This is a genomic window from Marinibium conchae, from assembly GCF_015595035.1.
GTDB lineage: Bacteria > Pseudomonadota > Gammaproteobacteria > Enterobacterales > Alteromonadaceae > Glaciecola.
This window is the reverse complement of the sequence record NZ_JADNRN010000002.1, coordinates 610,332-633,166: the sequence shown is the minus strand read 5'-3', so window position 1 is coordinate 633,166 and position 22,835 is coordinate 610,332. Positions and strand designations below refer to the sequence as shown.

25 protein-coding genes are annotated in these 22,835 nt (G+C 43.3%); 10 read left to right on the top strand and 15 right to left on the bottom strand.

Annotated features, from left to right (window positions below):
• Positions 1-81: 81 nt before the first annotated feature.
• Genes hemB through tatA form a run of 8 tightly spaced genes read right to left on the bottom strand, consistent with a single transcriptional unit; the run spans position 82 to position 7,590 of the window.
• The gene (hemB, locus tag ISG33_RS10480; RefSeq protein ID WP_195733541.1) at positions 82-1,077 is read right to left on the bottom strand and encodes a porphobilinogen synthase; all 996 of its coding nucleotides are present in this window, start codon (positions 1,075-1,077) and stop codon (positions 82-84) included.
• Between the two features lie 31 nt (positions 1,078-1,108).
• Positions 1,109-3,040, bottom strand: a complete 1,932-nt coding sequence (locus tag ISG33_RS10475) for a diguanylate cyclase (RefSeq protein ID WP_195733540.1) — start codon at positions 3,038-3,040, stop codon at positions 1,109-1,111.
• A gap of 2 nt (positions 3,041-3,042) precedes the next feature.
• Complete coding sequence (locus ISG33_RS10470) at positions 3,043-4,926, bottom strand: sensor domain-containing diguanylate cyclase (protein ID WP_195733539.1); 1,884 nt, start codon at positions 4,924-4,926, stop codon at positions 3,043-3,045.
• A 14-nt stretch (positions 4,927-4,940) separates the two neighbouring features.
• A complete protein-coding gene (locus tag ISG33_RS10465) occupies positions 4,941-5,729 on the bottom strand; it encodes a TatD family hydrolase (protein ID WP_195733538.1) in 789 nt (262 codons plus the stop codon).
• Positions 5,729-6,262: a hypothetical protein gene (locus tag ISG33_RS10460; RefSeq protein WP_195733537.1), complete on the bottom strand. Its 534-nt coding sequence runs from the start codon at positions 6,260-6,262 to the stop codon at positions 5,729-5,731. The genes ISG33_RS10465 and ISG33_RS10460 overlap by 1 nt, the downstream gene beginning before the upstream one ends.
• Positions 6,237-7,025 (bottom strand): twin-arginine translocase subunit TatC, encoded by a 789-nt coding sequence (tatC, locus tag ISG33_RS10455; protein ID WP_195733536.1) that lies wholly within the window; start codon positions 7,023-7,025, stop codon positions 6,237-6,239. Before tatC ends, ISG33_RS10460 begins: the two co-directional genes overlap by 26 nt.
• A complete protein-coding gene (tatB, locus tag ISG33_RS10450) occupies positions 7,006-7,326 on the bottom strand; it encodes a Sec-independent protein translocase protein TatB (protein WP_195733535.1) in 321 nt (106 codons plus the stop codon). The genes tatC and tatB overlap by 20 nt, the downstream gene beginning before the upstream one ends.
• Positions 7,327-7,329: 3 nt before the next feature.
• Positions 7,330-7,590, bottom strand: a complete 261-nt coding sequence (gene tatA, locus ISG33_RS10445; protein WP_195733534.1) for a twin-arginine translocase TatA/TatE family subunit — start codon at positions 7,588-7,590, stop codon at positions 7,330-7,332.
• Between the two features lie 185 nt (positions 7,591-7,775).
• On the opposite strand from tatA, the gene ISG33_RS10440 reads away from it, so the two are divergent.
• Positions 7,776-8,894, top strand: coding sequence for a hypothetical protein (locus ISG33_RS10440; RefSeq protein WP_229333532.1), 1,119 nt, complete (start codon positions 7,776-7,778; stop codon positions 8,892-8,894).
• 9 nt (positions 8,895-8,903) lie between these two features.
• Here the strand turns inward: ISG33_RS10440 and ISG33_RS10435 are convergent, their stop codons facing one another.
• The 3 genes from ISG33_RS10435 to ISG33_RS10425 all read right to left on the bottom strand — a co-directional run bounded on the left by ISG33_RS10435 (position 8,904) and on the right by ISG33_RS10425 (position 10,666).
• Positions 8,904-9,473, bottom strand: coding sequence for a glutathione S-transferase family protein (locus ISG33_RS10435; RefSeq protein WP_195733532.1), 570 nt, complete (start codon positions 9,471-9,473; stop codon positions 8,904-8,906).
• Between the two features lie 44 nt (positions 9,474-9,517).
• The gene (gene erpA / locus ISG33_RS10430; RefSeq protein WP_195733531.1) at positions 9,518-9,862 is read right to left on the bottom strand and encodes an iron-sulfur cluster insertion protein ErpA; all 345 of its coding nucleotides are present in this window, start codon (positions 9,860-9,862) and stop codon (positions 9,518-9,520) included.
• A 90-nt stretch (positions 9,863-9,952) separates the two neighbouring features.
• Positions 9,953-10,666, bottom strand: coding sequence for a DUF6776 family protein (locus ISG33_RS10425; protein WP_195733530.1), 714 nt, complete (start codon positions 10,664-10,666; stop codon positions 9,953-9,955).
• 138 nt (positions 10,667-10,804) lie between these two features.
• Here ISG33_RS10425 and ISG33_RS10420 point away from each other — a divergent pair, with 138 nt between their 5' ends.
• Together ISG33_RS10420 and ISG33_RS10415 are read left to right on the top strand one after the other, a co-directional pair.
• Positions 10,805-12,511 (top strand): chloride channel protein, encoded by a 1,707-nt coding sequence (locus ISG33_RS10420; RefSeq protein ID WP_195733529.1) that lies wholly within the window; start codon positions 10,805-10,807, stop codon positions 12,509-12,511.
• An 18-nt stretch (positions 12,512-12,529) separates the two neighbouring features.
• On the top strand, positions 12,530-12,958 hold the full coding sequence (locus ISG33_RS10415; RefSeq protein ID WP_195733528.1) for a CopD family protein: 429 nt from the start codon (positions 12,530-12,532) through the stop codon (positions 12,956-12,958).
• A 6-nt stretch (positions 12,959-12,964) separates the two neighbouring features.
• Here the strand turns inward: ISG33_RS10415 and ISG33_RS10410 are convergent, their stop codons facing one another.
• Entirely contained in the window at positions 12,965-13,657 is a 693-nt protein-coding gene (locus ISG33_RS10410) for a UPF0149 family protein (RefSeq protein ID WP_195733527.1), read from the bottom strand.
• A gap of 133 nt (positions 13,658-13,790) precedes the next feature.
• On the opposite strand from ISG33_RS10410, the gene ISG33_RS10405 reads away from it, so the two are divergent.
• Positions 13,791-14,990 carry an Nramp family divalent metal transporter gene (locus ISG33_RS10405; RefSeq protein WP_195733526.1) on the top strand — a complete coding sequence of 400 codons (1,200 nt, stop codon included), beginning with the start codon at positions 13,791-13,793 and terminating at the stop codon, positions 14,988-14,990.
• Between the two features lie 84 nt (positions 14,991-15,074).
• On the opposite strand, the gene ISG33_RS10400 is transcribed toward ISG33_RS10405, so the two are convergent.
• Complete coding sequence (locus ISG33_RS10400; RefSeq protein WP_195733525.1) at positions 15,075-16,226, bottom strand: murein hydrolase activator EnvC family protein; 1,152 nt, start codon at positions 16,224-16,226, stop codon at positions 15,075-15,077.
• A gap of 39 nt (positions 16,227-16,265) precedes the next feature.
• Positions 16,266-17,798, bottom strand: a complete 1,533-nt coding sequence (gpmI, locus tag ISG33_RS10395; protein WP_195733524.1) for a 2,3-bisphosphoglycerate-independent phosphoglycerate mutase — start codon at positions 17,796-17,798, stop codon at positions 16,266-16,268.
• A gap of 307 nt (positions 17,799-18,105) precedes the next feature.
• Here gpmI and ISG33_RS10390 point away from each other — a divergent pair, with 307 nt between their 5' ends.
• The 5 genes from ISG33_RS10390 (at position 18,106) to ISG33_RS10370 (ending at position 20,934) form a co-directional block, all read left to right on the top strand.
• Complete coding sequence (locus ISG33_RS10390) at positions 18,106-18,540, top strand: rhodanese-like domain-containing protein (RefSeq protein WP_195733523.1); 435 nt, start codon at positions 18,106-18,108, stop codon at positions 18,538-18,540.
• Between the two features lie 36 nt (positions 18,541-18,576).
• Positions 18,577-18,834, top strand: coding sequence for a glutaredoxin 3 (grxC, locus tag ISG33_RS10385; protein WP_195733522.1), 258 nt, complete (start codon positions 18,577-18,579; stop codon positions 18,832-18,834).
• A 110-nt stretch (positions 18,835-18,944) separates the two neighbouring features.
• Complete coding sequence (gene secB / locus ISG33_RS10380; RefSeq protein ID WP_195733521.1) at positions 18,945-19,445, top strand: protein-export chaperone SecB; 501 nt, start codon at positions 18,945-18,947, stop codon at positions 19,443-19,445.
• Positions 19,446-19,454: 9 nt separating this feature from the next.
• Positions 19,455-20,465 carry an NAD(P)H-dependent glycerol-3-phosphate dehydrogenase gene (gene gpsA / locus ISG33_RS10375; RefSeq protein WP_195733520.1) on the top strand — a complete coding sequence of 337 codons (1,011 nt, stop codon included), beginning with the start codon at positions 19,455-19,457 and terminating at the stop codon, positions 20,463-20,465.
• Positions 20,466-20,472: 7 nt separating this feature from the next.
• Positions 20,473-20,934 carry a tRNA (cytidine(34)-2'-O)-methyltransferase gene (locus ISG33_RS10370; RefSeq protein ID WP_195733519.1) on the top strand — a complete coding sequence of 154 codons (462 nt, stop codon included), beginning with the start codon at positions 20,473-20,475 and terminating at the stop codon, positions 20,932-20,934.
• A 60-nt stretch (positions 20,935-20,994) separates the two neighbouring features.
• Here ISG33_RS10370 and ISG33_RS10365 read toward each other — a convergent pair whose 3' ends face one another.
• Entirely contained in the window at positions 20,995-22,098 is a 1,104-nt protein-coding gene (locus tag ISG33_RS10365) for a glutathione S-transferase family protein (RefSeq protein WP_195733518.1), read from the bottom strand.
• 228 nt (positions 22,099-22,326) lie between these two features.
• On the opposite strand from ISG33_RS10365, the gene ISG33_RS10360 reads away from it, so the two are divergent.
• Positions 22,327-22,830 (top strand): hypothetical protein, encoded by a 504-nt coding sequence (locus tag ISG33_RS10360; RefSeq protein WP_195733517.1) that lies wholly within the window; start codon positions 22,327-22,329, stop codon positions 22,828-22,830.
• Positions 22,831-22,835: the final 5 nt, after the last annotated feature.

Here is a 22,835-nt window from a genome sequence, read left to right as displayed (position 1 = left end):
TATTAACATCAGCCAGTAAGTCAATGCTGGAACAAGCCTATTCTTGAAACGCAATGGCTGTATGACTACATCAATATATCATTATGGCTTTCGTAACAATTTAGCAGCTTCTTTCGCAAAATAGGTGAGGATACCGTCTGCACCTGCGCGCTTGAAGGCCAGTAGCGACTCTATGATGACTTGCTCCTTGTTCAACCATCCATTAGCGAAAGCAGCCTGATGCATTGCATATTCACCACTGACTTGATAAGCAAAGGTGGGTACGGCAAACTCTTCTTTGCAGCGATAAACAACGTCTAAATATGGCATACCGGGCTTCACCATTACCATATCGGCACCCTCATTCAAATCTAGCTCGATTTCACGAAGCGCCTCGTCTGTATTCGCAGGGTCCATTTGATAATTCTTTTTATTTCCGCCTTTTATGTTGCCAGCGCTGCCGACAGCATCTCTAAACGGACCATAATAGCTTGAAGCGTATTTAGCTGAATAAGCCATTATGCTTGTGTTTTTAAAGCCGTGTAACTCCAAGGCTTCGCGTATTGCCCATATTCTGCCATCCATCATGTCGGAAGGTGCGACAACATCTGCACCCGCTTCAGCATGCGATAGAGCCTGCTTGACTAGCACATCGGTTGTTTCATCATTCATCACATAAGCATTTTCGTCGAGCAAGCCATCTTGGCCATGAATTGTGAAGGGGTCTAAAGCCACATCGGTAATCACGGTAATGTCGTTAAACGTCGCTTTTAATGCTCGTACCGCGCGCTGGGCAAGGCCATCTGGATTGAAGGCTTCGCTGGCACATTCAGTCTTCTTATCTTGCGGCGTTACCGGAAACAAGGCGAAGACATGCAGGCCAAGGGCAACAAGCTCTGTTACTTCCTCAATTAATTTGTCGATGCTAAAGCGATAAACATCGGGCATGGACTCAACGCTTTCGGTCACGCCTTGGCCCTCGAGCACAAACATTGGATAGATCAGATCATTAACACTAAGGACGTGTTCGCTTACCAACTTTCTAATTGATGAGGTATAACGCAAACGCCGAGGACGAGTTAGGGGGTACTGAGACATATAAATCCTTGATATCTTAAAATGGAAGTGCTTAAAAAGCTCTCGCTACTACTTTGTTGCGACCACTGTGCTTGGCCTCATATAAAAGTTTGTCGGCAAAAGCGTGCAGCAGCGAATGCTCTTCATCGCTAGCAATTACTCTGCAAGAAAGTCCGGCACTTACCGTTAAGTTTATTGTATGCCCTTCGCATTGCAAAGGACTACACTCTACTTTTTGACGTATGCTTTCGACCAAAATTGACGCTCCATCTAAGTCAGTATTTGGCAGTATGAGCACAAACTCTTCACCACCATAGCGACAAACAGTATCGCTTGGGCGCTTTAAACAGGAACTTACCACCTTGGCAAAGTGTTTCAACGCTTCGTCGCCACATTGGTGCCCATAAGTGTCGTTTACATTTTTAAAATGGTCGATGTCCAGCATGGCTATCGCTAGTGATGTTTTCTCGCGTCGGCTTCGTCGAGCTTCAGCTACAACGCGCTTGTCATAAAAACGTCTGTTTGCGACGCCGGTGAGCGCATCGATAGAATTTTTACGCTCAAGTTCATGATTCGCCTCATTGAGTTCACGTATTGCTATTTCTAACTCATAAGTACGCTCATCAATTGCGTACTCTAATTCTTCTTGAGTATTTTTTTTCAGAGTGAGAAGCGCTTTCTTTGCTTCCATCGATTTTCGCTTTTGTAGGCTGGCTTCGTTGTATGCTGCCTTAGCTTGTTCGTTTTGTTGGTTAAAAAGCATCGCTAAGCCCAAGGCCATAAATAAAGTCTGAATAGCAGAGCTTGTCATCACTAAATAGCTTGGGTCCAAATTTATATTTATCCAATTGAGACTATCTGCAAGACCTAACACCCCGCTAACGACAAGTGATGCCCAAGCACCACCAACATAAAAAGCAACAACATTCCCCAAAATGGCAAGATAAGCAGTGGAGATAAATACCAATAACATTGCGCCAATAATAATGGGGGCTAGACTTTCCACCAACAACGCATAAGGTAAAAGTAGTGTTGCAAAACAGTAGACCACTAATACGGCCCTAGCGATATTAAAAAATGTATTTAGCCACTTTGAGTGCTCTTTGATCCTCAGTACGTGAGCCGTAAAAGATGAAGAAAAGTAGACCATGGCCGACGCGAAGAACAGTATAGCTTGCTGCTGCCATTCAGGACTCTCTGGCCAAAGATAGCGAAAGGTAAGCCCTTGGCTCGTGGCGATAGTCAAGGACAAACAAATAATATAAGCCGTGTAATAAAGTGTTATGTTGTTTTTAGACGTGATAAATAAAAATATATTCAACAACGCAATGGCAGTCATAAAGCCATAAAAAATACCAATAAAAACCCTATGAGAACTTGAATATCGTATATATTCATCGGCATCCCATAGTTTAATTGGTATTTTCAACGAACCAAGGGTTTTTACTTCCAAGTAAAGAGTCAGTGCTTGTTGAGTTTCTGGCACCGGAAAAATAAACTGTTCATGAAGTACACTGCGCTGCTCGAAATTAAGCGCATCGCCTGCACTATACTCCTCGAATATACAAATCGGCTCACAATTTGAATCGACAAACCAAGCATTTATTTCATCTAAGTTTGCAAAGGAAACTTCTATTAAACGCTCGGGGTTTTCTGTATCTGCGCTATCTGAACCTATCCCGTTATTTTGTTTAGGAATAGCAACACGAAACCAATGTGGTTTCACTGAGAGATCAACGTTTGAGTTCTTTAAAGGCATCCACTCATCGCTGCCAAGTGCTACTATATCAGCTAGGGTGTCGCTGGCCGAAGCCACGTAAAATTCGCTACGGTCATTGAGTAAAGGGCCCTCAGTCTCACTTGAGGTTTGAATGACCACCCAAAACACAGTTGCACCCAAGAGTACGATAAGCAAAGCTACCCACACGCCACCAAAGCCAAGATTGGCATTATTTTTTTGTCGGAGTGCGTCACTAACTGGCATAACTAAAAGCTTCCCGACTTAATACAATTTCGGCCAGCATTCTTTGCTGCATACAAGAGCTTATCAGCGTTAGAAAGTAACTCGTCACGATCGCCGTCACAGCCAATTACTTTGGAAGACAGCCCGATACTCACCGTAAAACTGATGTTGTATTCCCCCGAACTAACGCGTAATTTCTCAATAGCCACTCTACATGCTTCCAATAAGCCACTTGCTCCATCAATACTCGTATTAGGCAAAAGTATGACGAACTCCTCACCCCCTAAGCGAGCTAGAGTATCCCCTGGACGCTTAATCAACTCAGATAGTGCCGTACAAAAAGCAACTAGACAATCGTCTCCACATTGATGCCCGTAGCTATCATTGACCTTTTTAAAATGGTCAATGTCCAACATCGCGACGGCAAGTGGTTGACGATGGCGTCGACTTCTAGCGCACTCCTGAGCATAAACCTTATCGAAATATTGTCGATTCATCACACCTGTTAGCGCATCAAGTTCATTCATGTTTTGTAGGTCTGTATTGATACTAGAGAGTTTTGCTAATGCCTCTTCAAACTCCACAGTTCTAGCCTGAACTTCTTGTTCTAAGTTTATCTGTGCTTGCTCCTGTAGCTGGATTAATTCGTCTTGCATCAATATAGCTTTTTGCTCATTTTCCTGAGCCTCTGCATGAGCGTGTTTGGCTAATTGCCGCCTATCGTTAAAATTAGTCGCCATCGCTAATGCTAATAGTAGTGTTTCCGTGGTTGCTCCTATCATCAGTAAATAGCTAGAATCCAGTGGAAGTTCAACCCAATGAAAATTGTCAGCAGAAGCAGCAAGGCCTGAAAACAGAAGAATTCCCCACGCAACACTAAAATATTTAGCGATTGAACTCCCGCTACTTGCCAAACTAATCGTGACAATCAGTACAACAGGTATTGAAAAAAGAAACAAAATAAGTAGCAACTTTACCATCATTGCATAGGGCAAAATAAATGAAGCGATTGTGCAGCCTACATAGACAACAATCAGTACTTTAAACGCCACATAAAACCTTTGGTGGTACTTTTTTAACTCCAAAATTTTGCTGGAAAAAAGTAGCACAAAGCTCATCATCATGAAGGCAAAAATAACGACTGAATGCTCCTGCATCCAAATATTTTTTGGCCAAATAAAACGAAAACCAATGCCGTGTAATGACGCAATGAGTAGAGCGAAAGCAAACACATATCCGGCATATGTTGCATATATCAGTGTGCGCGTGGTTACGAAAATAAACAGGTTTATCAAACCCATCGCGATCATATAGCCAAAAAACAAACCCATAAACAAGCGATGGGTTGATATGTAGGATATAAAATCAGGTTTAGACCAAATTTTTAGCGGTGCTTTAACTGGACCATTTGACTGCACTCTCAAGAAAAGCACGGTTGCGTTTTCTCTTTTAGGCAGTGTAAAAAGAAATTTATCATGCAAGATAGGACGTTGTTTGAACGGTAGTTTATCGCCGGTTGCATAGTATTGAAGCGGGTTGAGACTCGTGTCAAAAAGCCATATATCGACTTTGTCGAGCATGGCATAGTCAATTTCGACCAAACGGTCGAAATCCTCGCCATCAAATTCAATCCTAAGCCATTGGGGCTTTTTCGTCAGCCCGAAGTTTTGATGCTCGTTTATCGTCCAGCTAGTGCTAGGAAGCGCTTTAATGTCGTTTATAGTATAACTGGAACTTTCGTCTTGGAAATGCAAAATATCGCGCTCGATGCTGTTATCGTCGATGCTCTTGCCTAAACTAAACACCATGAATAGCATTAGAGACGCAAAAACACACACAAGCAGCGCTAACCATACAGTAGTGCTGTAGTTTGTTGTTTTTTCGTCTACGGCTGTTACGTCATGCATTTTTACATACTCATTTACGACGTATCTAGGCCGAAAAACGCTTTAGCATTTCGGTAACTTGCTTGGGCAATATCATTTATCTCATATTGTGTTAACTCAGCATATCTTTGTGCGATATGTGGTAGGTAACAGGGTTCGTTGTTTTTCGCTCTTGGTCTTACATTTTTTGGAAATAAGTAAGGCGCATCTGTTTCGAGTAACAGCCGGTCTAAAGGCAGACTTAATATCGCCTCTTGTAATTCACTCGCTCGTTTATCATCGCACAACCAGCCCGTTATACCAATATAGCAGCCAAGCTCTAAATAGGTTTTCAACTGTGATTGCGAGCCGGTAAAACAATGCACCACAGCTCTTGGAATATGAGCCAAGTAGCGCTCTAACAACTCAACTTGCTCATCGAATGCCTCACGCTCATGCAAATAAATGGGTTTTGCATACTCAGCAGCAATTTCTAGTTGTGATTCAAATACCCGCAGTTGATTCTGTTTAGTGGAAAAGTTGCGATTAAAATCGAGCCCACATTCACCAACTGCTACCATGGTTTTATCGGCACAAAGCGTTTTTATTTTAGTAAAATCAGCAGCGCTTGCTGCATCTGCGCAATGAGGATGAATACCAGCAGTGTAGGAAAGGTGAATCTTGCTAGTTGAAGAGGAAACAAAGCTTTGCGCGTTTTGGCTTTCAGCAAGGTTGCTGCTAATAATGCAGAGGTGATCAACACCTGCCTGTAAACTTCTCTGAAGCACGTCGTTATTGTTGATCCGCCTATCGAGAAGGTTCACACCAATATCAAACCAGCGCATTACTCCCTCCTTTTCACTCGAATTCGACCTCGCACATCTTTCTTGGATAGATAAAAAGCGCTTAATGCACCTTTAGTTATTATCGCGCTATCGCCCTCTTTAATGCGTAATTTTTTATTGGTTTTGCTCTCCCAAATCTGGCCGTTCGCGAAAGTAAACACTTGCCTCTTTTTTGCTGTAAGCGACACCTTAGACAGCGTTAACGCAATAGTTTGGAGTTCATCGGCAGCGGATTTCTGTGGGCTTGGCGAACCAAAACTGTCGACAAGCGCTTTTTTTGATAGCTGCACTTTTTCACGTTTATCAAGCTCAGGGCTAGTTATTGTCAATTCAGGCTTAGTATTACTCAGGGAACTAAATACTTGGTCAAAACAATAAAGACGCTTTTCGTCGTTCTTGATTGCGACACAATCACTTGCTGTTCTTGCCTCTTGCGCAAGAGCTATACTGGCACTGAGGTACAATAAACAACTAACCTGTAATATGAAGGCAACACTAGAGCGAGCTTTATATTGGTTTGTCTGTAGATTCATGCTCTTCCTCATCTTCGCTAGTATCTTCTTGCTTTTTGCGGGTATACCAACCACCCACTACCACACCAAGCTCAAATAACATCCACATTGGAATGGCTAGTAAAACTTGTGAGATTACATCAGGAGGGGTAAGTAACATGCCAACAACAAAAGCGGCAACGATCACATGGGCGCGCTTTTGACGAAGTTGCTCAGGCGTTGTTATGCCTGTCCAACACATCAAAATAATGGCAACGGGTATTTCAAAAGCGACACCAAAAGCAAAGAATATTTTCAGCACAAAACTTAAGTACTCAGAAATATCTGGAGTGATAAGAACGTCATCGGGAGCAACGGCACCGAAAAACGCAAAGGCCAGTGGAAACACAACAAAATAGGCAAAGGCCATACCGCTGTAAAACAGAAGCGTACTGGAAAATAGTAGAGGGGCAACCAGCTTCTTCTCGTTTCGATAGAGTCCCGGAGCGACAAAGCCCCAGATTTGGTAGAGCACGTAGGGAATAGCGATAAAAAAGGAAAGTACCATGGTAAGTTTGAATGGAGCAAAGAAGGGTGAGGCAACGCCTGTCGCAATCATCGATGCGCCATCGGGTATGGTGGCCACCAGCGGTGCTGCTAATAATGTGTAGAGATCTTGCGCCCAGTAAGCTAAGCCCATAAAAATGACTAGCACCGATACCAGCGCTTTAAGTACGCGACTACGCAACTCAACAAGGTGAGTTATCAGGCTGCTTTGTGGCGCTTTAATCGTGTTGTTTGTCATCTTTGTTTTTCTTGTAGGGTTCTTGTACAGAAAGTGCCGCCTGCTTTAGCTCTTCTACGCTTTTCGCAACTTCAGGGCTAACATTATCCAAGCCCAATTCCTCTGCTTTCTTCAAGTTTTCATGTAATTCATGCACGCGCAGTTGTTCTTCAACTTCAGACTTAAAGCCTGAAGCCATATTCTTCACACTGCGAATAGTGCTTACGGTAGATTTAATGGCGCCAGGTAAGCGCTCTGGACCAAGAATTACCAAAGCAACAATACCAATCAAGAACAATTCCCAAAAGCTTATATCGAACATGACTTATTCTTTTGTGGTAGTTTTCGTTTCACTGGGTTCTACATGCTGAGATTTCGAGCTTTTATCTTCAACTGATTCAAAATCTGCGTCTTTGTTGTCAGTGTTTTTTGGATCATCGCCTTTTTGGTCGTCATCGTTTAAGGCTTTTTTAAAGCCCTTCAACGCTGAGCCTAAATCTCCGCCAACATTTCGTAGCTTCTTTGTTCCAAACAAAAGGATAACAATTAAAAGAACAATTAGTACGTTCCAAATGTTAAAGCCCATTAGTGAATCTCCATTGTTAAATTTGTTTATTTTTTGATACCGTTAACCATGTAAAGCAAAGAACGGATTCAAACTTTGTTTAAGCATTATACGTTGCTTTTAGCAAAGATCACTGGCTTTCATACACTAGTTTTTATACATGAGCCTTGTTCGATATAATAAATAATGGAAATATGCTTTTTACAGTGAATAACTTATTACGAGTACTCGCGATTAACTATTGCTCAAACCCATGCATAGCACGCTTTAGAGAGCCTTTATCAAAAGCCAAGAGCGCTTTTTTTGGGCTATCGACCAGCTTGTTATTTTGTCTCAACACTCAAGCCTGGGCTAACGATAGCCTGACGATTTCAGGTAATGGTGAGCCTGTACAGCAGGCAGCAAGTAGCTTGGACACGCAAAACACCGCCAACAAACAAGAAAAAGTGGCTCAACATAGTCCTATCAACTATTGCTTTGAGCAAGCATGGTTGGACGATTGGTATTGTCATTTTAATTATGGTCTTGAAGCAAGTGTGCACGAAATCAACACCTGGTTTATTCAAGATAACGAGGCCTCAAACTCAGCGGCTCGAGCATCAGGCAGACTCCGTTTTGGTTGGGAACCAAGAAGTGGCGATCTCAATCAATTCGACTTTCGCTTTAAAGTGAAAGTAAAACTCCCAGCTCTACAAAATCGCCTAGAGCTACTCTTATCAGACGATGAAGAAGACGTTAATCAACAGGCTGTTAAAGCGGCACGTAGTGCTCAGTTGGGCAATGATGACAGCCCCACCGTAGCGCTACAATTCAAAGACAAGAGTGATTCGAAAATCGCTTACCGCTTAGGTCTAGGGAGAGGCTCACAAGTATATGCTCGAGCAAGATATAAAGATGCCATTGACCTTAGTGAGAAGTCAAAATTTAGCTACTTCGCTGAAGTAAATTATTATTCTGATGACCAAATTGGGGTTGAAGTTGAGGGTGCTTACAGTGTCAATATCGATAAAAACCAAGCCTATGAATTCGAAAACACCTTCCGTTATCGGGATAAGACTGAAGACATGTTTTGGCGACATCAGTTTCAATATCTCTATCTACAAGACGCAAAGAGAAGTTATTTGTTTACGGCAATGATTGACGGTTTAAACAAGCCAACTTACCGCGCAGAACAGGTGCTTTTCAGTATGCGCTATAAACAGAACGTATTACGACCATGGCTTTTTATTGAATTGGAACCCTATGTTATCTGGCTCAGAGAGGAAGACTTCCGCACCTCTTACGGCGTTGCGTTAAGAACGGAAATACATTTCCCAAATAACTAGAAGGCAATGCTATCGAGGGTCTGTCGCTATCGCCTGGTCAGATTGAGAATAGGTCTGATGGAAAGTCACTAGGTGCGCTAACCTGGAGAAGTCATAACGAGACCTGAACTCTACCCAATCTAGCAAACAATACAAACTGATTGATGCATAATTCCAATCACTGAAAGCTCCCTCTGACACCGCTTTATCAAGTTCGGCGAACACCATGTCGAAGCGTTCTCTCTGAAGTCGGAAGTAGAGCTTGTCTGCGCTAGTATCAATATCTGAGCGGGAAAGAAGGAATATTTGCACCAAAGAATCATTCGCAGAGTCAATCAGTGTCATTAAATTCTCTTGCTCCCAAGATAAAGGAGCTTTGTTGAACTTGTTTGTTAAATAACGAAAGATCACGCCGGAATCGAGGACGATCGTAGCATTATCATCTAACATTGGCACTTTGAGAGTGGGATTTCTTGCAACCAAGCGGGAGCGGTCGGCACTGTTAAAAATGTCGACTTCTTCAAATTCGTGCTCAATATCACTCATCCACATCCGTAAACGTCTAACATAAGGAGAAGTTGTAGAACCTATCAGAATCATTACTTTGCCTCAGTGGGGTCGTGAGTAGTGTGCATGAGAAAAATCTAAATACTGAAACTCGCGCCGCAGCCACAAGTTGTAGACGCATTTGGGTTATTCACGAAAAAGCGTGAGCCCTCTAAGCCCTCAGTATAGTCTACAATGCCGCCTACTAAATACTGCAGACTCATTGGGTCGATAACCAAAGTTACACTTTCCTTTTCGATCGTCATATCGCCTTCATTAACCTTCTCATCGAAAGTAAAACCGTATTGAAAGCCACTACAACCACCACCAGTTACATAGACCCGCAGTTTCAAATCTGGGTTCTCTTCCTCAATAATTAAGGTCTTTACTTTTTTTGCAGCCGCTTCAGAAAATTCGATCGGCAACGCCATTTCATCTGACATAAGGTTCCTCATCATGGCCACGCTGTATTCGCAAAAGCCATATTAAATTCGGCATAGATTATCTAATACCTGAGTAGTTTAATCAAGTATTCACTCATTTTCGATGGTGAGCGCATCACTCCATTCCACAGTTCTTTCATACGAGCCTCGGCGCTTTTTGTATTTATATACATCTGTTTTGAAATTCAACCTCTCGGGAATGAAGTTCTCTGGCAGGGTTACTCGCATTTCTAAAACTTGAAAATAACGGAACGAATAGGCTAACTTTTGTTCGCTATTATCAAGCAGCTCAGTCAAATCATAGCTTTTAGGAAGCCCGTTTAAACTGCCCAAGAGCTTTATTTTAAAGCTACCTTTTATCACGGATTTTACACTTTCACGTTGTAGCATCATGACATTAATAGAAAAGTTATTAATACTTTGAGTAGGCAAAATCTCGACGCTGTCGATCATGAAGCCATCCTGGGTTAATTCAGGTGCCATTACTTTTTGATAAAAGCTCACTTTTTCTTTTAAAACATCTTCTCTTACCAACGCTTCTTTTTGCGCAACAAGTGCTTGCTCGTTGGAAATACTCGCTACTTCCAGCTCAACTTTTTTAACATTCAGTTCTGAGTTTAGCGCTTGGTTTTCCAACGTCAGATTATTAACACTGCTTTCAAGCACCGCGATTTCAGCAGTAAGTGCTCGGTTTTGCTTATCAGCATATTGATAGCCTGCATAGAATGACAGCCCAATTAGCACTATCAAAGCACCATAAAACTTGATAAAGCCAGATTGCTCGCGTAGCTCTTTTACATTCAAAATAAACTCCATCGCCGCACCACAATATTACATATTTGAGCTTGGTGTGCATAAAGAAAATCCAGCGCAAGCGATAGCATGCGCGCGCATTAGCGGCTATCATAGACCTAAAACACACGAGTATAAACCCTAAGCCCTATGTTTCTGCAAGCACTACGACGTGAAGTCTCACATCCGAGAACCTCAGTACAGCTGTGTTTGCTGGGGATAGTCGCGGGTTTGTGCGCCGCGAGCATCATCATTGTATTTCGCTTAAGTTTTGAATACATTCAAATCATCGTTTTAGGTGGCGTTGCGCAATATTCTTCCGTTGAGCCTTTACAGCGCTTTCTCCTCCCTGTAGGCGCCATCGTGCTGGTATTACTAGTGGCTAAACTAACAGGCTTTAAGCATTATCGCCTTGGTATTCCTTTTGTGATTCACCGTGTAAAAACACGTTACGGCCACATCCCCTTAAGAACCACAATCAACCAATTCTTTGGCGGTATTTTTTCATTGGCGGGCGGTTTTGTGGTTGGTAAAGAAGGGCCAACAGTGCATCTTGCAGCAGCTGGAAGTCATTTTTTAGGGCAATGGTGTCGCCTACCTTTTAACAGTTTACGTATTCTTACAGGCTGTGGAATCGCCGCTGGTATCGCCGCAGCTTTCAATACGCCGTTCGCTGCGGTGATATTTGTAATGGAAGTGGTGCTGCGCCAGTACCGTGTTCACATTTTTGTTCCCGTCATGCTTGCTGCAGCCTGTGGCTCAGTGTTAACCCGCCTAGTATTTGGCAACGAAAACGAGCTCACCTTTTTAACATTTAGCGACTTTGATTCTTTCCTACTGCTCTACTTAGTATTTTTTGGCTTTTGCTTGGGCTTGTTAGCCGCCCTATTCAACCGACAACTCATGTTAGTACTTAGGCTCACTCGCAAAATGAACATGATTTACCGTTTGTTACTTGCAGGCGCGATTACCGGTGCAGTTGGCTTTATGTTCCCCCAAGCATTAGGGGCTGAATTTGCCGCAATGGAAACAGTATTGTCAAGCAATCCAAGTTTGCAATTTTTGCTCATGCTATTTGTTTTGAAATTTGTGCTCGCGATTATGGCTATCGGTTTAGGTGTTCCCGGCGGTATTATTGGTGCGGTGATGATAATCGGTATGCTTGCTGGTGTGATCCTCTTACAGCCCCTCTACTTTTTAAACATAAATAGTGATATGAGCGCATCATTCGCCCTACTAGGCTTAGCAGGCATGTTAGCAGCGGTTCTTCATGCTCCCATGGCTGCCTTGTCTTCAGTGATGGAGTTGTCGGCTAATTCACAAGTGATTATGCCTGCAATTATTGTGATCGTGGCCGCTTACGTGACCAGTAAACAGTTGTGCAATAACTGCTCCATATTTGTACAGCAACTCGATTTTCAAAACTTGCCCTACACCACCTCATCTATTCGAGATGTACTTCAAGAAACTGGGGTCATGGCACTCATGAAAGATGAATTTAAGCACTTTGTCGATGCCCCAAAAGAAGCGCTCTATCAGTATCTACAAAACCACCCTCAAGACTTGGTGCTTCAAGAGAAAGTGTTTGAAATTGACAGGCAATATCACTTTGTTAGCCTTGATGTGAGTTTACAAGATGGGATTTTCCCGCTATCAATTGAGCTAATGGAAGGCCTGAGCGACCAATCAACCATGGCTGAAGTATATGAAACGCTTCATAAACAAAGACACGGCGCCGTTTATATCTATGAAGAACTCGATTACGATGCACATGTGTTCCAACACGGTAAGCCCAAAGTAGTTGGGATGATTACTTGGAACATGCTGCATGGGTATTTATTACGACAACAGCACTAACAGGAACGCAGAAATCTTATGGCAATATTATGGCTCAAAGCCTTTCACGTATTTTTTATGATTGCATGGATGGCTGGCATTTTTTATCTGCCACGTCTTTTCGTCTACCATGCTGAAACATCTGACCAAGCAGTTCGAGACCAATTCAAAATAATGGAACGTCGCTTGTGGTTTTTTGTAACGCCCTTTGCTTTGCTTACTTTAGTGCTAGGCGCAATCATCATGTATTTGTATGGTAGCGCATGGTTGAAAGCGTCTGCTTGGTTACACGCTAAATTAGCTATTGTGGCTCTGTTTTACGTTTATCACTTTTACCTGTATTACCTAATGAAAGTATTTGCTGCTGACAAAAATAAGCACGGTACGCGCTTTTATCGCTTCTTAAATGAAGCGCCTGTGCTCGCATTGCTGGCTATTGTACTGCTCGCTATTCTTAAACCATTTTAAAAGTCGTTAGTTTGGCTTTTGAACAAATGTTTCAAATTGATTAGGCAAAAAAGCAGCCAACTCTCCAGATACATCAACATAGCTTTGTAGTGCACTTGGTAAAGACCGAGCCACCAATGGAAGCTTGTCGAGGAAGTCAGTTTGTTTTCTTGCTTTTGCTTGTTCAACAGCTAAAGGAAGGTCGGCGAAGGTACTAAACATAGATAAGCAGTGTTTTAACTCTTTCGCCAGTTGGACAGATTTCTCGTTAGACGTCTTGGCTTGCATTAGCTTCCACGCATTTTGCCACACCTCCTCGCAATGGCTGTGGGCGAGTAGTAAGCCATTCAACCATAGTTTTGGTTTACTGCCTTCTCCAAACAAACTAAAAAAGTCACGATCATCTTCGAAAACGCCTTTATTAGCATTTAAATCACCCTTATCTGTTACGATATCATGAATGTAAGTAGGTAAGCTGACTTGGTTATTTGTCATCATTGCTAGACAATGCTTAAAGTACGCAAAAAGAGCGTCGGTTATCTCATCGGCTTGTTGCGTACTTTGCATTTGACCGTGGTTTGCGATAGTCCATGTTAGCCAAGCATCAGGCATTGGGATCTCGGGTGCGACGCCGGCACCAAAAAGTAGCCCCTCGACAAACTCTTTGGGCTGTAATACGAGTTGGTTTTCAGGCTGTTGATAAATATATTGAAGATCCATTCTGCTATTACATATCACTTATTTCTACGATGGATGCTAATATAACAAAGACTACCGAGTAATACTTTGGCAAATTTGAGATACATAGGACCAAAGGTGTTGTTCTGAGCACTTGTGCAACAAGGAAAGTAATATGAAATCAGGCATAACAGGCTTAATCATTGCGGCAGCCTTTATTGGGCCAGGAACAGTCACAACGGCATCGATTGCCGGTGCATCTATGGGTTACGCTTTAGTTTGGGCTTTGGTCTTCTCGATAATTGCTACCTGTGTTCTTCAGGAGATGGCCTCGCGACTGGGTTTGGTAAGTGGAAAAGGGCTTTCTGAAGCAATCACCCAAACCCTAACGCAAGCAATACCGAAATGGATCGGCATAATACTCGTCGTGAGTGCCATCGGCATTGGTAATGCCGCTTATGAAGGAGGGAATCTCACCGGCGCGGCAATGGGTTTGGCAAATGTACTTCCGGGTACAATCAGACATTGGTCCTTGGGCTTAGGAGCAATTGCCTTCGTCATTTTACTACGCTCAAACTATGCCATCGTTGAAAAAATTCTCGTTTCATTAGTGGCTGTGATGAGCTTAGTTTTCATCGCTATTATGTTTATTGCCGGTATCGACGTAAACGCCTTTGCCGATGGTATTCAACAACTCGGTTTTTCAAACACGACTTTATTGCTGGCGATTATCGGCACCACCATTGTGCCCTACAATTTATTCTTACATGCAGGTTTGAGTGCCTCGCAAAGTAAAGCATCTCCCCTAGGCGATTTCGATGCTGAATTACCCAAACATCGTAGGCAGCTTTTTACTTCAATCGGTATTGGCGGCATTGTTACCTTTGCGATCATGTCTAGCGCAGCAAGTGCTTTTTACCTCAGCGACACGGTGTTATCAACAAATAATATCGCTTCGCAACTTGAACCGGTGCTGGGCGAATACGCGAATATATTCTTTGCTATCGGACTATTCTCTGCTGGTATCACTAGTGCAATAACCGCCCCATTAGCCGCTGGATATGCCATTTGTGGCTTATTTGGTTGGCATTGTGACTTAACGCATCGCGCATTTAAGACGGTGAGTATAACGATTTTAGTGGTGGGGGTGCTGGTCGCTTCACTCGGCTTACAGCCCCTAGTGATAATAGTCATTGCGCAAGCTTCAAACGCGGTATTACTGCCAATATCGGCAGCGTTTTTGCTATTTGTAATGAACCAAAAAAGTATCATGGGTGAGCAAACCAACAAAAGCACGAGTAACGCACTCACCGTTATAATATTGTTGGTAGTGTTGGCACTTGCTGCAAGTAAAATTCATGCATTACTCAGCTGAGCAATACCCTAGGCAATTAGCGCTTGATTCATTGCTAGCTGATCAACAAACGCTTTGGTAGGGCAGGCATCGCTGTTGGTTGTTTTAGCTTAACCATGAACTCGGATTGAGCGCCTTACCCTTTAGCCTAATCTCGAAGTAGAGGCCGGGGGAGGACTGCCCACCACTGCTACCAACTAAACCAATAGTTTCACCTTCTATTACAACGTCACCAGCTTGTTTAAGTAGCGCTTGGTTGCGCCCATAAACGGTCATATAGCCATTCCCATGGTCGACGATAGTGACCAAGCCAAAGCCTTTGAGCCAGTCAGCATATAGCACTTTGCCATCTTGCACTGCCTGCACCGCCGAACCTTCGGCGCTGTTGATCACAACCCCTTTCCAACGCACCTGACCTTGGCGGCGCTTTCCAAATAGCTTATTAACCTTACCTGCTGCAGGCTTTCTGAGCTTGCCCTTAAACTTCGCCAAACCATTTAGTTCAACGCTTTTTGCTTGTTCGCGCACCTCATCGCGCGCGCGCGCATCAATTTCAGCTTGTTCAATCGTGTTCATAAGTGAACGCTCTTCTTGCTGAAGCTGATTAACCCGAGCAGTATCTGTTTCTATTTGCTTTTCAAGCGCTTGCAATTTTACGTGGCGAGAGCGCTGTTGTTCTCTCAGTTGTCCACTTTGCTGTTTTTGGGTAAGAAGCAAACCTTGTAATTCAAGCTCTTGCTTACCTAATTTGGTATTAATCGACTCTAGCTCTGCAACTAGCGCTTTGAATTTACCAATCTCATTTTGGCGGGCTTTGTTCAAATACTGATAGTAAGTGATTACTCGCTCAAAACGTCCAGCATCATCTTGATTGAAAAACATTTTTGCAAAGTCGTAATCACCTGCCATAAAAGCGGCGCGAAGCTGACCACCTAACTGTTCTTGTTGTAGCGATAGTATTTTTTCTACTCGCTTCTTTTCAGCTTGAGTGTTCACCTTTTCTTCTTGGGTTTTTGCGAGTGAACGGTCAGTTTGATTAAGTAAGGTGGCAGTTTTGGCAATTTCTAACTCGGCAAGTTTTAGCTCTTGCTGAAGACGCTCGGAACTGGCCAGCTTTTTATTCAATTGGCTTTGAGTTTGTCTTATTTGCTTTTGTATCGCTTCGAGATCGGACTGACGTGCAAGAGCATTAGAACATGACAGAGAAGCAGCCCCCAAAAAGGCTGCTACCAACATAAAAAACTTCAAAGATCGCATATATCTGCCGTTATTTCTCACTAATACCCTTTTCTTTTATCATGCACTTAGGGTCATGATAGTTTTACCCGTCATTTCTTCCGGCTGCTCCATTCCCATCAAATGTAGCATAGTTGGTGCAACATCACTAAGTGTTCCGCCGCTTCGAGGCTCGGCATCTCTGCCAAAATAGATGAACGGTACTGGTTCACTGGTATGTGCAGTGTGAGATACGCCAGTGTCAGGATTAACCATTTGCTCTGCATTTCCGTGATCCGCGGTAATTAAACACTCTCCGCCAACTTCTTCAAGCGCTGCAATCACTCTTCCAATACAATGATCAACCGCTTCACAAGCTTTTATGGCAGCATCTAGTTTGCCAGTATGACCAACCATATCACCATTAGGGTAGTTACAGATTATCGCATCAAAATCACCAGACTTTATTGCAGCAACTAGTTCGTCGGTGAGCTGTTCAGAATTCATTTCCGGTTGCAGGTCGTAGGTAGCAACATCGGGTGACGGAATGAGAATTCGCTTCTCACCCTCATATTCATCCTCTTTGCCGCCACTGTAGAAGAAAGTTACATGAGCAAATTTCTCAGTTTCGGAAATGCGAAGCTGCGTTTTACCGTTTTTAGCAAGCCACTCTCCCATCACGTTCTCGAGTTTCTCGGGGGGATATGCGCAAGGCACCTGAAGATTTGATTCATATTCAGTTAGCATCACAAATTGTGTCGAGGGGGCCTTCTTTCGAGCAAAGCCATTAAAATCAGCATCGACCATTGCGTGAGACATAGCGCGAGCACGGTCTGCCCTGAAATTCATGAACAACATCGCATCGCCGTCGTTTACACCGGCGTAGTTTCCTATCAGAGAAGCTTTTACAAATTCGTCATTTTCATCACGTTCATAGGCGGCCTCTAGTGCCTCAACGGCAGAAGAGTATTGTAATGGAGCATCGCCCGACACGATTAAATCGTACGCTTGCTGTACTCGATCCCAACGACTGTCTCTGTCCATTGCGAAATAGCGCCCAATAATACTAGCAACTTGGCCAACTCCCAATGCAGTGAAAAGCGCCTGAGCAGCTTCGATACTCGGTTTAGCACTTCGGGGGGCGGTATCACGGCCATCAGTAAAACCGTGTAAATAAATTTGTTTAGCCCCTTTATCCGCGGCTAGTTTGATTGCTGCAAACAAGTGTTCTTCGTGAGAGTGAACACCGCCAGGCGACAAAAGCCCCATAATGTGTACCGCTTTATCATTTTTTACAGCGTTTTCAATTGCAGTCACTATGGCGGGATTGGATGAGAAAGTACCATCACTGATCGCTTTAGTTATTTTTGTAAAGTCTTGGTAGACAACACGCCCCGCACCTAAATTTACATGCCCAACTTCAGAGTTACCCATTTGTCCGTCGGGTAAACCAACATCTAAGCCAGAACCCGAAATTAAGGTACTCGGCCTATTTTTGAAAAGCTCGTCTAGTACTGGCGTGTTGGCTAGGGCGATAGCATTGTTTGAAGTCTCTTCTCGGTATCCCCAACCGTCCAAAATAATAAGCGCTAACGGTGATTTTTTTAATTGCATGTGTACCCTTTATCAAACTAGGTTGGTTTTTTGTTGTGCACATATTTAGCGCACAAATAATCTATTAATATCTAAAATTTACCAGTAAATGCCTCATGTATAAATAGATGCCCTCGATTAATAGCCCAAAAACACACACTCTTTTCACATATCATAGAAGTATGTCGGCTAAAAAATCCTATTGGAGGAAGTTCTATCGAGGGCTTGTTACAGGAATTATCATGAACTCCTTCAGAAATACTGGTTTATACGCAGATTTTCTATATACTTTGCGGGTTTGAATAGTATTAGGACAACAGAGAGTTTTATGGATCAGATAATTGAGTTTGCAGGCAGTTCAACCTTAATCACCGTCTTGTGTGTCGCGTGGGTGGCTTTAGTTGTGTTGATCATATATTCGTATGTAGGCGGAATGCTTTCTCCTATTAAAGAACTCACGACTCACGAAGCTACCTTATTGATGAACAAAGAAGATGCGGTGATATTAGACATTCGTGCGGCAAATGAATTTAAAGCTGGGCATATTTTGTCGGCAAGGCAACTTAAGACCGAAGATATTAAAGAAGCAAACTTTACTAAGCTTGAAAAATTAAAAGACAAACCCATTATTGTAGTATGCGCGATGGGCGTGTCGGCGAAAAAAACGGCATCTCAAATGCTCAAAGCTGGTTTTGACAATGTCAGCGTGTTGAAAGGTGGTATGGGCGCGTGGCAAGCAGCAAGTTTGCCAGTGACCAAATGAGCCACATCATTTTCGCTAAAATAACAGAGAACAAACATGCAAAAAGTAGAATTGTATACCAAAGGTTATTGCCCATATTGCAAGCGCGCGAAAGCATTGCTTGAACAAAAAGGCGTTACTTTTACCGATTTTGAAATCGACAAGAACCCAGAACTCCGACCTACAATGATAGAACGCGCCAATGGTGCATCTACCGTGCCTCAGATTTTTATCGGTAGCACCCACGTTGGTGGTTGTGATGATTTATTTGCGCTGGAATCGGCCGGTAAATTAGACGCTCTATTGCAGTCTTAGTTTTTTAACAGCGACCACGGGAGCTGTTCAATCATCTCAAGGGTTTTGAATAACAAGGCCCACATAATTTTTTTTAACAAAACGATAAGTAGTATCGATAGGAAGCATTCATGGCTGAAGAAAACAACAAGCAAGCAGCGGCAGCAGACACGCAACAACAACCACAATTTAACATACAGCGTATTTACACAAGAGACATCTCGTTTGAAACGCCCAACAGCCCGACGATTTTTCAAAAAGAGTGGAAGCCTGAAGTTAAACTCGACATCGATACGCGCACCAATGAGCTTGAGCCAAACTTATACGAAGTTATTTTATCAATAACAGCGACTGCCACCTTAGGCGAAGAAACGGCCTTTTTATGTGAAGTGCAGCAGGCGGGTATTTTCGCCATTGGTGAAATGCCAGACCAAACTAAAGCGCACACACTTGGTTCTTTCTGCCCAAACATGCTTTTTCCTTATGCTCGTGAAACTATCTCTAACTTAGTGAACCGTGGTACTTTTCCACCACTAAACCTCGCCCCTGTTAATTTTGACGCAATTTTTGCGGCATATATGCAAAAGCGTGCAGAACAAGGTGCTCAAGCTAATCAGCAGCTTGATTCCTAGTATCGGTTGATGCGCGCTCTACGAGAAGCCTCAGTTGCAGTGCTTGGTGCCGGTTCATACGGTACCGCGCTTGCTTTTGTTCTTGCGCGCAACAAAGTTCCGACACTTTTATGGGGTAGAAATGACCAGCATATTGCTGATATGCAACACGCAAGAAGCAATGAAAAATATCTGCCCGGCGCTGCATTCCCTGAGGCCTTAAGCCTAAGTTCAGAGCTTTCTGAAACAGTCAGCAGCGCTTACGACATTCTCATTGTTGTACCGAGTCATGCATTCAAGCAAACCTTAGAAGCCATAAAGCCCTTCATAAACCAGCATCATCGTATTATTTGGGCAACCAAAGGCTTAGAGCCGGGAAGCGGTAAAATCCTACAAGATGTCGTTCATGACGTTTTGGGTAACGCCATACCTCTGGCCGTAGTCTCCGGCCCTACTTTCGCTAAGGAAATGGTAGCAGGTTTACCCACCGCCATTACCTTATCCAGCCCTAATGCCGACCTAGCTGAATCCTTCTCTCAAAAGCTACATTGCTCGAAAGGTTTTCGTGTTTATAACAACGACGACTTGATAGGTGTGCAGCTCGGAGGCGCGGTGAAAAATGTAATTGCGATTGGAGCTGGCTTGGCCGACGGTTTGGGTTTTGGCGCAAACGCTAGAACGGCACTTATTACTCGCGGTTTAGCGGAAATGAGTCGTTTAGGGCTAGCTATTGGTGCCAAACAAGAAACCTTCATGGGCATGGCAGGTTTAGGTGACTTGGTACTTACCTGTACCGACAATCAATCTCGCAATCGTCGTTTCGGCCTGGCATTAGGACAGGGAATGACTGTAGAGAGCGCAATAGAAAGCATCGGCCAAGTGGTTGAAGGTTACCGTAATACCGATGAAGTACGTTTACTGTCGACTAGGCATAAAATTGAAATGCCTATTTGCGAACAAATATATCAAGTGCTCTATAAGGGTAAATCAGCCAAAGAGGCTGCGGTTGCATTATTAAGCCGAGAACAGACTCAAGAATAGGAAAGGTATGTTCCATATCGCATTACACGAACCGCAAATCGCTCCAAACACTGGCAACGCCATTCGTTTGTGTTCAAATAACGGTTGTCATTTGCATCTGATCGAACCTTTGGGTTTTAGTATGGAAGAAAAGCAGCTGCGACGAGCTTCTCTTGATTATCGTGATTTAGCCAATGTAAGCATCCACAAAGACTATGCTTCTTTTTTAGAAGCGATGGGTGACCGTAATATCTATGCTTTGACCACCAAGGGCTCTCGACCGCACCATGAGCCGAATTACCAGCCGGGTGATGTGTTGTTGTTTGGCTCAGAAACCAGCGGGCTGCCAGACGACGTTCGCAATAGCTTTGATGCGGACCACCGAATTCGTATTCCCATGCTTCCCGATGCACGTAGCTTAAATTTATCTAATTCTATTGCGATCGTCAGCTACGAAGCTTGGCGACAAACTGGCTTCCTCCTCCCCTAGCATAGCTACCTCCAACAAAAACATCATTTAAGCTCGACTTGTTCAATAAGCCAAAAGACCTCAGGCTCTAACAAGTCTATTATTCTGCCTCGCTACCCTATTGTTGAACTCATAGGCAAATAGCCCTTTTGTAGCAAACGTCGAAAAAAAGTCGTTTACGCTGTCTTGGGCTTCCGAATCAAGCGCTTTGTAAACATCTAACACACGTTGCAACTTCCATTGTGTAAAGCTAGCTGCTGCTTTACGACCTTTGGTGTTGCCCATGGTAAAGTCACTTTCACCCACGGAACGCGGAAGTTCAAGCTGCTCAGGATTTACCGACATCCACTCTTGCGTTATATCTGCCACTTCGCAGGCCACTGGCCAGAACTCGTCTAATTGCCTTTGCAAGAGTTCAAAAAGCGTTGATGGTATTTCATCGTTTGCCAACCAATCGCCCATTTGTTGATTATTGCTGTTCATTCTTTCCACCCATTTAGCAACATTAGGGGCTTTTTCACGCATTAATCTACCCGGCGCAGGGTCGCGATATAGGTGCGCATAAAGGGGGCCCATTAAGCCATAGTCGCCAACACATGGCCGCCCTCCTAACAAATAGTTATGTTCTGCGAAGTGCTTGTCGAGAAGCGGCAATACATGATTTTCATACCAATCTTCGATCGCCGCTTGGGTGTGGGGTTTTATCCCCAATAAAGGTACGAAGCTTCGAAACTTAGCGCCGACTTTCTTACCAATGTAACGTCGAATAAAAGCAGGCATACCAGGCGTAACGAACGAGCCAAATTCTTCGTATATAAAGGGGAAGTTTTCTTTATTCCAACGGTAATGCATCGCTGGAAGTAATAACCATTCATCACCCCACATCTCAAACATAGCTGATATTAGCGCTTGTTTAGAGGTACTTGGTATTATTTTGCGCTTCGGAAAATCAAGCTCTAGTTGATCTATCATTACAGCCGTGTCTTGCAGATATTTGCCCTCAGGAGTTTGCAGTACAGGTATGAAACGTACTCCGGTATTCGGCACAATGATCTTTTCATAGACTTTTTTGGTCGACATGACTTCTTCGAAAGGAATTTCCTTATAACGTAAATAGGCTCTAATTTTGCCTGTGTATAATGATAGTTCTGCACCGTACAAGGTATAGTGTTGAGCGGTATTCATGGCTTCTCCCAAGCTAATATATGAAAGCTGAATATTGATGCTATGTGATGATTACTCATTTTTGAGAGCATGTGCTGACATACCTACTCTCTAATAAAGTCAGCACTCACCATACTTCATCCGCTCACTTTGTGAAAGCAATGCTAAGCGCTAGTGTGTTCATTCAGTTAACATTCAGTATGAGCAGGCTAAAGTCAGTGCAATTCAAAAATATTAACTGAGCTAAACATGAAAGCCCTACTAATCGCCCTCTCTCTTTTTGTATCTACTGCGACCTTTGCCGGTGACCGCATGACCTTTTTTGTGAAACAAGAAAGCAATGCTAGTGATAGCCTGTCAGGTGTCGGATTCTCTGGCATTATCAGCACACCTCGAAGCCATGTAAAGGGTGAAGTGATTACCTCTTTGAACGCGGTTACTGTATTAGATAACGATGGTTATCAACAAGAATTCTTAGGTTTAGATCTTGGTTTGCGCGTGGGTTACTTTAATGATGTTTTTGTCTATATTGAGGGTGGTTTCGACGCATTTGAGAGTTCGTTTAAGGATTATGACCGCGTCAATGATTACTACAGCGAAGATACTGTAGACGGTTACGCCTCAGTTGGAGGTGGTTTTCAGGCTGGTCCCCTGCGGATTGAGGGTTATGTGAAAGCCCGACAAATTAACGCAGATACTTGGCAATCCGACAAAGCACTTTTTTATGGTATTCAAACCTCTATTGCTTTCTAAACTCA